7 protein-coding genes are annotated in these 9638 nt (G+C 68.3%); 4 read left to right on the top strand and 3 right to left on the bottom strand.

Annotation, left to right across the window (positions count from 1 at the left end):
• The first annotated feature begins 121 nt into the window (after nt 1-121).
• Complete coding sequence (locus ACFYPS_RS34050; protein ID WP_387330250.1) at nt 122-352, top strand: winged helix-turn-helix domain-containing protein; 231 nt, start codon at nt 122-124, stop codon at nt 350-352.
• Between the two features lie 184 nt (nt 353-536).
• Here ACFYPS_RS34050 and ACFYPS_RS34045 read toward each other — a convergent pair whose 3' ends face one another.
• Nucleotides 537-707: a hypothetical protein gene (locus ACFYPS_RS34045; protein ID WP_387330244.1), complete on the bottom strand. Its 171-nt coding sequence runs from the start codon at nt 705-707 to the stop codon at nt 537-539.
• A gap of 581 nt (nt 708-1288) precedes the next feature.
• The gene (locus ACFYPS_RS34040) at nt 1289-2389 is read right to left on the bottom strand and encodes a DNA cytosine methyltransferase (protein WP_387330241.1); all 1101 of its coding nucleotides are present in this window, start codon (nt 2387-2389) and stop codon (nt 1289-1291) included.
• 342 nt (nt 2390-2731) lie between these two features.
• Between ACFYPS_RS34040 and ACFYPS_RS34035 the strand changes: the two genes are divergently transcribed.
• From ACFYPS_RS34035 to ACFYPS_RS34025, 3 genes are read left to right on the top strand one after another with little or no spacing between them, the layout of a single operon-like run.
• Complete coding sequence (locus tag ACFYPS_RS34035) at nt 2732-4366, top strand: RNA polymerase sigma factor RpoD/SigA (protein WP_387330238.1); 1635 nt, start codon at nt 2732-2734, stop codon at nt 4364-4366.
• On the top strand, nt 4363-7428 hold the full coding sequence (locus ACFYPS_RS34030; protein ID WP_387330235.1) for a helicase-related protein: 3066 nt from the start codon (nt 4363-4365) through the stop codon (nt 7426-7428). Before ACFYPS_RS34035 ends, ACFYPS_RS34030 begins: the two co-directional genes overlap by 4 nt.
• Nucleotides 7429-7440: 12 nt before the next feature.
• Entirely contained in the window at nt 7441-9183 is a 1743-nt protein-coding gene (locus ACFYPS_RS34025) for a hypothetical protein (RefSeq protein WP_387330232.1), read from the top strand.
• Here ACFYPS_RS34025 and ACFYPS_RS34020 read toward each other — a convergent pair.
• Entirely contained in the window at nt 9173-9607 is a 435-nt protein-coding gene (locus ACFYPS_RS34020; RefSeq protein ID WP_387330230.1) for a very short patch repair endonuclease, read from the bottom strand. The genes ACFYPS_RS34025 and ACFYPS_RS34020 overlap by 11 nt on opposite strands.
• Nucleotides 9608-9638 lie beyond the last annotated feature (31 nt).

Below are 9638 nucleotides of genomic sequence, written 5' to 3'. Positions count from 1 at the left end.
CCATCCGTCGACGCCGCCACCAAGCCCGCGCCAAGGCCAGCCACTACACCCGACAAGCCCTCATCGAACCATGATCACGATCCCCGGCTGGAGTATTAGGTGCCAGCCCGAAAGGATCTACGTGTCCCCGATCCCGCTCAGCTATACCGACATCGCCGCCGACATCGCGGCAAGGATCAAGGCCGGCGAGTACGAACCCGGAGCCAAGTTGCCTTCGTACTCACAGCTCGCCGACCTTTACTCCGTCTCCTTCTCGACGGCGGCTCGGGCGATAGCCCTCCTGCGCGACCGCAGCATCGTCGTCGGCGCACCCGGCCGCGGCGTCTTCGTCGCCGATCGAGCCGGCAGATAATCCGGAAGGTTGCGCGAGAGCGCCTCCGCGCTCTTGGCTGCTCCGCTCAGCTACCTCGAACGGCGGCCGCTTGGCCCACGTCCCGTGACCAGACTTCACGCTTTACGCAGGCCCCCCAGTCAGGACCTCCGGCGCCACACCATTGCCGCCCGACCAGCCAGGCGGGGTAATCGAGTTCGCCCGGTCACCGAGGGTGCAGACGTCGGCCCACATCCACGATGTGGTCCAGGTCGGCGTACTCGGCAAGGTGCGTCCGCAGGAACACCCGACGCACGTGTACGTCGCAGGCGATGTCACTGCCGGACAGGTCGGCGATCGGCACCCCCAGGTCGCGGGCGAGATTCTCCACTGCCATGGCGGCCTTCGTCTGCCCGATGCCAGGGAATCGGCGGAAGCGCGCGCGAGTTCGGCGGCCCTGGGCCCGACCAGCTCAGATCGAGCGGCCTGACCGGCGTACTCCTAAAGAACCTTGGGAGCGGTTTCCACTAGCCAGCCGGGGAGGCTTCTCACGTAGCGGTGCAGCGCCAGCGCCTGTGCCACGGCGCCCCGGACCCGCCCGGGCTCTGCGGCCATCCGCCCGGACCCAGATGTCCCAGACGAAGCTTGAGGTCGTATGGCCGCCAAGCGCGATCGGAGGGGATGGCCTGGTCGAAGACGACGGCGAGCAGAACGCGACCGGGTCCTCGACGACGAGGCGGTTGGCCTCGTCGTGCGGGGTGAACTGAGGCGCCCTCCGACGCGCTCGTTGACATGCTCACGCCCGTTCGCAAAGGGCGCCCATGATGGCGTAAGCCGGCGTCCACAGTGACTGCTGTCCCTGCGGCCGGCGGTCGCACGCCTACCGCGCTGGCAGACCCTTGACATGGCCCGTGAACATTGAACGCCATGGCTCGGTTGTTCTGTAGACCACCGCGCGAAGCATCGGCGCAATGCATCTCAGCGCGCGGCAGGCACGCTCCGACCTCTCGGAACCTTACGCACAGCGCCCTTGGCCGCTCTTACGTGCTCGACAATTGCCTCTCCCACCGCCGCAGCGAGCCGGGGCGGTACCGCGTTGCCGATGAGCCGGCCGAGTGGCGCAAACTGCACCGGTTCGCCCGGTGCCACGAACTCGTAGTCCGAGGGGAAGCTCTGCAGGTTCGCGGCTTCTCGGAGGGTCATGGCTCGATCCTGCTCGGGGTGCCCGAACCGGCCCGCGCCGAAGCTGTAGGCCAGGGTAGTGATCGTCGGGGACGGGTCGTCCCAGACCATGCGGGCGTACACGTTGCGGAAGGTCGCACCCGACGCCTTGCGGTGGCAGGGCGCCCTCAGCTCCTCGGGCCATTCCTCCCAGGTACCCCCAGGTGTGGACCGCTTGATACGTTCGAGGTTGATCTCGGTCAAGGTCCGGCTCTTGTGGAGACGATCGCCCGGATGGGTCTCTCCATGGCCCACCGGGGGCAGTGCGCCGATGGCCTGGCGGACGGTGGCGTAGTCGGCGGGCGCGGTCGCACCCTTGGGCACGGTGATGTCACCTAGTAGTGAGGCGACCAGGACCATTCGTCGACGGTGCTGCGGCACCCCATACGCGGGGCAGTAGCACGACCCGAAGTTCACTCGGTATCCGAGCGTCCCGAGGCGCGCAACGAAGTCCCTAAAGACGGGAGTGCTCCCGATGCGAGGGACGTTCTCCATCGTGACGATCTCGGGGAGCGCGCCTTCGACCAGTCGGCGAACCTCGTCGACCAGGGGCCACTGGGCTTCCTGGGAAGTGTCGACACCTCGGCGGTACGACGAAAACGGCTGACAGGGCGCACATCCTGCGAGAACGCGGACGGCGCCGGCGGGCCACATGGCGGCCAGCTCATCGACCGCTAGGTTGCGAACGTCGCGCCTGTGGAACGGCGCCCGGACGTTGGCGCGGTACGGATAGTCGCAGGTGCCGTCGAGGTCGACGCCGGCGGCGACGTGGATACCTGCGTCCTGCAACCCGTGGGAGAGCCCGCCGACGCCGCAGAAAAGATCAACGGCAGAGATCGTGACGGGTCGGGGGGCCATGCTGGAACTCTAATGGATCAACCCTCGTCGACGCCGTCCGACGCTCGGCCACGCGATCTCGGCGCACCGGCCCCGACCCGTCAGCTCACTGTCCTGATCATGGAACCGAACGGGGGCTGCAGGCGTGTCCGGTTACCTGCGACGATCCGACAGGACCGTCACCCCTGCGACAGTGCTTGACCTGTGGACCCACCCTTAGGGGAAGCGCCAGACGGCATGGGAGGCAGGAAGGCGGCCGATTGACGACTTGCATGAGGCTATACAACATTTGTTCCATTAGTGAACTTCTGTCGGACTCAGTCCCTACGATGGCCTCCCACCAAGGAGGAGGAGGCGGCGATCATGGCGACGCTGGCACGACTGTCGGTGCAGCGCTCCACACGCACGCCGACGCGCATCACGCGCGCCCTCGTGGACGAGCTGCGCACGATCCTCGACCGCCGCGGCGAACGTCTGAGCCAGTCCCTCGTGACCGACTTCGTCGTCCGCCACCGCCTGACCCACCGCGACGTCGACGCATTGCTGGTTGCCCTGACACGGGGCGACGTCACTGACGTTCCTACTACTCCCATGGCCATACAGATCGCCGATGGCTCCGCCGACGACGATCCCACCGCAGATGAGCTCGTCGCCGCCCTGCTCGCTCCCGCCGGCGCGGCAGAGACGCGCGCCGTGCCGTACGGCACGGCGGAGGATGCTGAGACGGACGCGCCGGGCGACGACCTCGCGTGGATGTTCGGGCAGGAGCCCGAGTCTCCGGCACCGCGGGCCGCCGACGACGTCGTGGGCCAGTCGCTCGACGACCTCCTGGGCGACTGGTCCCGTACGGGAGGGCAGCTCACCCGCGCCGAGGTGGCGCTGCTGGCCACGAAGCGGAAGCTTTCCCCCGCTGAGCACGGCGAGCTGTTGGAGCTCCTAGAGGAAGCGGGGGTCGACCTGCCCGACTCCACGGACCTCCGGCCGAGGCGAGCCGCCCCCAAGGGCTACGAGCTCCAGGAGGACTCGGTCGGCCAGTACCTGCGGACTATCGCCCGATACCCCCTGATCGATGGGTCGCGGGAGGTTGAGCTGTGGTCCTTGATCTCGCAGGGCGTCGCCGCCCAGGAGGAGCTAGACGCGGCGGGCGAGGACGGGCTCGCGCGGAGCGCACGGCGGAGCCTCCAAACGCGGGTCCAGGCTGGGCGCCGTGCACACGCCGAGTTGGTTTGCGCGAACTTGCGGCTTGTGGTCTCGATTGCTAAGGCTCCCCACTACCAGTTCAGCGGCGTCGAGTTCGCCGACCGGATCCAGGACGGCAACCTGGGCCTGATGCGTGCGGCCGACAAGTTCGATGGATCGAAGGGCTTCAAGTTCTCCACCTACGCGACGTGGTGGATCAAGCAGGCGATCGAGCGCGGCATCGGCGACCGCGGCAGACTCATCCGGATCCCCATCCATGCCCACGAGCAGGTGGTGAAGGTCAAACGAGCGGTCTCAAAACTCACCGGGCGGCTCGACAGGGAGCCCACGCTGACAGAGATCTCTGCGTTCACGGGCATGGAGCCAGGAAAGGTGCAGTGGGCACTAGATCTTGACCGACCGATTCGCAGTATCGACGTGCTTCTCGGCGAAGAGGGAGACCTCCGCCTGTCGGACATCCTGGTCTCCGAGGAGGACCGCGATGGACGAACCGACCCGGCGGAGATCGTCCTCCACGCGATGTTCCACAGGGACCTGGCTACCCTCCTCGGGGCACTCCTGCCGGAGCGGGCTGTTCGCGTCCTGAAACGCAGGTATGGCCTTGGCACAGGTGACGAGGAAACGTTGGAGAGCATCGCCGCCGACCATGGCATCACTCGCGAACGCATCCGGCAGATCCAGAACAAGTCACTCGCGACGCTCCGGGAGAGCCGAGAGGCAGCTGAGCTGTGGTCGTACCTGGGCGACAACCAGAAGGCCGGCTGGTCCGGCGTTTCCGTGGGGAGGAAGGCGTCATGAGCGGCGTGGGGGTCCAGTCGGAGGAGCAGGCGTGCGAGGCGTTCGTCGCCTGGCTCGACCGTCGGGTGGTGGCGGCGGGCCGGGGTGACGGGCTGACGCGGTTGGAGGTCGCGCCGTCGGGGACGTTCTGGCTGGGCCGGATCGCCTGCGAGGACGAGGTCCGAAAGGGTGCCGCCGACGAGCGGTCGGAGCGGCTGGACCCTTGCGCCATCGGCATTCGGCTGCGGCCAGCGGAGGCGCCGTCGTGGTCGATGACGGTGAAGGTGCGGGCGCGGGCGTGGGTGAAGGACCCGAAGGACGGGCCGGACCCTAAGCGGCGCTGGTGGCGCAGCGATCTCGTCGAGGAGGTCGTGTCGGTGCTGGTCGACGCGGGGGGTGGCTCCTTCGGAGGTAAACAGCTGGAGGATGCGTTTGCGGCGGTGGGTGCGCCGGGCCTGGCAGCCGAGGTGCGGGTCGACGTCGAGGAGTGGCACAGGGAGACCGAGCTGGTCGTGCAGTTGGTCAACACCAGTCCGGAGAAGGCGCCGGGACTGACCGACTCGCACCTGTACGAGACGCAGCTCGAGGTCTCGGGTCTTCCGACGGTGCCGTTCCAGTTGGAGGCGCTGCCGGACAGCTTCCGCTACGACCGTGACGTGCCGGTGTACGGAATCAACGTCGGCGTCGAGGTGCTCGGGCCGGGGATGTTCCGCACGTCGGACAGTGTGGACGTGCAGACTTACCGCCCGACGTACTGGAACGGCGCGTACGACGAGCCAGACCTGTCGTTCATGACCCTGGCGAGCGACCCGCTCCCCAATCTCACCGCGCTGGTGGACGCGCTCGCCGCATACGACGACGCGCACTGGACGCCGGCAGTCCTGGACGCGCGGCAGGCGGCCGAGGGCTGGACGGTGATGATGCGCGCCAAGGCGGATCGGTCGGCGGCGGACGTCTTCGATGAACTGGGCCGCCTCCGGACCGGACTCGAGCTGCTGCGGACCCGCCCGGATATTCGGCGCTCGTTCCAGTTGATGAACAACGCGATCGCCCGCAGCGCTCAGGGACGTGGATACACCACGTGGCGGCCGTTCCAGGTCGGCTTCCTACTGTCGGCCATCCGGTTCCTCGTCGAGCCGGACGACGAGGCGAACTACGTCGACACGGTGTGGTTCGCCACCGGTGGCGGCAAGACGGAGACGTACCTCGGGCTGTTGTTGACGGCGGCGTTCTTCGACCGGATAACCGGCAAGACCATGGGTGTGACGGCGTGGTCTCGGTTCCCGCTGCGGCTGTTGAGCCTGCAGCAGACCCAGCGGTTCGCCGACGCGCTCGCCGGCGCCGAACTGGTACGCAGGGACGAGGGCATCGGGGGAAGTGTGTTCAGCCTCGGCTTTCTCGTAGGTCGAGCCGGCACGCCCAACAAGATCGTGCCCAAGCCGGAGAACGACGAGGACGTCACCCCAGACAGCCCGGGGATGCCGGACAAGTACCGGGTGCTGCTGCACTGCCCGTTCTGCCGGGACGAGAACCTTCAGATGCGGTTCGACCGCGAGCGGTGGAAGCTCGAACATCGCTGCACCAGCCCGACCTGTCCCATGAAGGGGCAGGCGCTGCCGATGTACGTCGTCGACCAGGAGGTGTTCCGGTTCCTGCCGACGGTGGTGGTCGGCACCCTGGACAAGGCTGCGTCGATCGGTCTGCAGCAGGCGATGCGTGGTCTCGTCGGTCCGCCACAGAAGCTGTGCCCCGTGCCCTGGCACGGCTTTACCTACGCTGAGCGGTCGAAGACGCCCAACGGCTGCTTGGTTCCGAACTGCCAGGGTGGGAAGGTCCTCAAGCCGCTGCCGATGGACCTGAAGCGGTTCGGGCCGTCGTTGCGGCTGCAGGACGAGCTGCACCTGCTGCGCGACAGCCTCGGTGCGGTCGACTCCCACTACGAGAGCCTGCTCGACCATCTGCAGCATGAGCTGTGCGGCACGCGGGCGAAGATCGTGGCGAGCAGCGCGACGCTGACCGGGTACGAACGGCAGGTGGACGTGCTCTACCAGCGGGAGGGGCGGGTGTTCCCGCAGCCGGGCCCCTGGGCGGGCGAGTCGTTCTGGACGACGCCGACGACCAAGCCGCTGCGTCGGTTCGTGGCCGTCGCGCCCCGCGGCGTGACGTTGGAGCACGTCAGCGACCGCACCCTCGACGCGTTGCAGCGCTGCGTGCGGGAGCTGAAGGACGACCCGGCGGCGGTGTGCGCGGAGGCCGGCGTCAACCCGAAGCACGTGGACATGCTGGTCAGCCTGTACGGCACCGACGTGGTCTACGGGACGACGCTCTACGACGTGGAGGCCGCGGGGCGGAGCCTCGGCAGCAACAACACCGTCGAAGGCATCAACGTCGAGCAGCTCACCGGCCAGACCGACTTCGACGAGGTCCGCGCGATCCTCGAGCGGCTGGAGGACCCGGAGGACGACTTCGCCGAGCGCATCCACGTCGTCGCCGCCAGCTCGATGCTCTCCCATGGCGTCGACGTGAACCGGCTCAACACGATGGTGATGCTGGGCCTGCCGCTGACGACGGCGGAGTTCATCCAGACCACGGCCCGGGTAGGGCGTAAGTTCCCCGGTCTGGTGTACGTGCTGCACAAGATTGGCCGGGAACGGGACGCACAGACGTTTCGGCACTTCGAGCAGTACGTGCGACAGGGCGATCGGTTCGTCGACCCGATCCCGATCACGCGCCGCAGCCGCCGCGTCCTGGACCTCACGATCGCTGGGGTCGTCGGCGCCCGGACGTTGATGATCCGCGAACCGGCGAGCCGGCAGCGGTTGAGCACACCGGCGAAGCTGCGTGACTACGCCCGCAGCTCCGGCATGACCCCCGCAGCTGAGGCGGCAGCCGTCGCGACGGTGCTCGGTCTGGATGGAGCTGAGGACTCGGTGCACCGCGCGCAGATCGCCGAGTGGGTGCAGGCATGGTTCGCCGACCTCGAGGACCCCACCATCAAGGCCACGTTCGTCAGCGAACTCGGCCCCCGTTCCCCGATGATGAGCCTCCGCGACGTCGAGGCCAGCGCACCCATCCACGACTGACAGGCGGACGACATGACGGTCCTCGGGTCCCGTAGCGGCAGCCAGATCCTGCGTACGTTCCTGCCCGACCAGACGGTCGACCTGCGGGGCGACGTCTACCGTGTCGCCGAGTGGTCGGCACCAAGCGCCATTCAGGTCGACACCGATCTCGTGCGCAGGCACCTGCTGCGTGAGGTGGGTGCGTGGATCGCCCACGACACCGACGGCGGCATGGGCGAGGACCTGCTGCGCAACACCCCCGTCGAGGTCGTCGAACTCGATGAGCGGCGGGGGGTTACGGTCGAGCGCTACCCCCAGGTGTGGCTGTGCAAGGTGTGCAAGCGCATCGGAAAGTCCCTCGATCGGCCGTGCAAGTGCGGGCAGCACAAGTGGGGCCAGCTGCACTTCGTCGGCGTCCACGACTGCGGCGCGATCACCGAGCCGTGGATCCGGCGGTGCGCAACGCACGACGACGTGAAGGTCGTCACCCCCAAGAGCGCCAAGGCCGCGGACATCACCTTCGTCTGCCCCGTCTGTGACACCCAGACGATGCAGGGGTTGGGCTTCAACAAGCCGTGTGCGTGCGGCAACGGCTCCGTGCGGTGGAACGTGCACAAGGCCCGCGCGGTGTACACGCCGCGGGGCATGGTGCTGATCAACCCGCCGCGGCCGGAGCACCGCGAGGGCCTCAAGCTCGCCGGCGGCGCCCGCAAGGCACTGGTCTGGGTGGTCGAGGGCCTGACAGCCGCGCAACCCGCGGACGTGACGGCGAAGCAGACGAAGGAGGAGTTCCTCGCGAAGTTGATCGCCGACGGCATGGACCCCACGTTCGCCGAGACGATGGCGGACATGGCCGAGCAGGGCGGGCAGCTCGCGAAGACCGGGGACCACCCGATCGACGGACTGTCGGCGGAGCGGCGGAAGGAGGCCGAGCGGGAGGCGGTCGATGTCGCGATGGCGCTCGCGGAGAGCAGGACGCCGACGACGGCGCTGCGTGGCGCCACTCCGGGCGACGCGCTGGGGGTGCGCTACCGGAACAGCTACCCGGCGGCGCTCGCCCGCGCAGGGATCGACGGCCTGGACCTAGTCGACCGGTTCCCGGTGCTGAACGCGATGTACGGCTACACCCGCGGTGACGACGACCCGACGAAGTGCCGGCTGGTGCCGTTCCGACGAAAGAAGGGCGGCTACCGGCTGTACGGCAACCTGGCCGAGACGGAGGCGTTCCTGGTCCGCCTGGATCCGGTGCGGGTCGCGACGTGGCTGATGGGGCGGGGTCACCGGCTGCCGGGGTGGACGTCCGGGGACGGCGATCCGGTCGCGGCCCGGGTCGCCATCCTGCAGTCGGCGGTGGTGCCGTCCAAGCGCGACGACCCGTCGGTGGAGTCGGTGGGCACCGACGTGCTCAAGCTGCTGCACACGTACGCGCACAGGTTCATCCGGCAGGCCGCCGTGTTCTGTGGCATCGAGCGGGACGCGCTGAGCGAGTACCTCGTGCCGGGGCACCTGGGGTTCTTCGTGTACGCCGCCGCCCGCGGCGATTTCGTCCTCGGCGGCATGCAGGCGGTCTTCGAGTCGAACCTCGATGACCTGCTGAACGCGTTCGTCGACGCGGAGCACCGCTGTCCGCTGGATCCGGGCTGTAGCCGGGGCAGCGGAGCGTGCAGCGCCTGCGTACACCTGGGCGAGCCGTCGTGCCGATTCTTCAACCGGTTCTTGGACCGTAAGGTGCTGTTCGGCAAGGGCGGCTACCTACGTACGCCGGTCAGCGCGTAGCGGAAGGCACCCGCCGCCGCCACTCGGCTTCGACCCGGTCGGTGGCGGCGTCGGTGGCCTCATGCTCCCAGACGTGCAACACGGTCCAACCCAAGTCGGCCAGGGCAGCGTCCTTGGTGCGGTCGCGGGCGACGTTGCGGTCGAGCTTCTGCTGCCACCAGTCACGGTTGTTACGGGGGAGGGTGCCGTGTTCCGGGCAGCGGTGCCAGAAGCAGCCGTCGACGAAGACAGCCAGCTTCGCCCGGGTAAACGCCACGTCCGGGCGGCCGGGCAGCACCGGATGGTTGACCCGAAACCGTAGTCCACGGCGGTGCAGCTCACGGCGCAGTGCCAGCTCGGGCTTGGTGGAACTCCGAGGCATCCGCCGCAACCGGGCCGACGTCTGGGCGTCGAGCGGAGCTGGCAGGGTGGCCTTTCGGTCCATGGCTCCAACCTAACCGAGGAACTCGCGGAAG

The organism is Micromonospora sp. NPDC005087, from assembly GCF_042872965.1.
In the GTDB taxonomy this organism is placed as follows: domain Bacteria; phylum Actinomycetota; class Actinomycetes; order Mycobacteriales; family Micromonosporaceae; genus Micromonospora.
The sequence above is the reverse complement of the archived record's forward strand: the minus strand, read 5'-3'. Positions and strand labels throughout refer to the sequence as shown.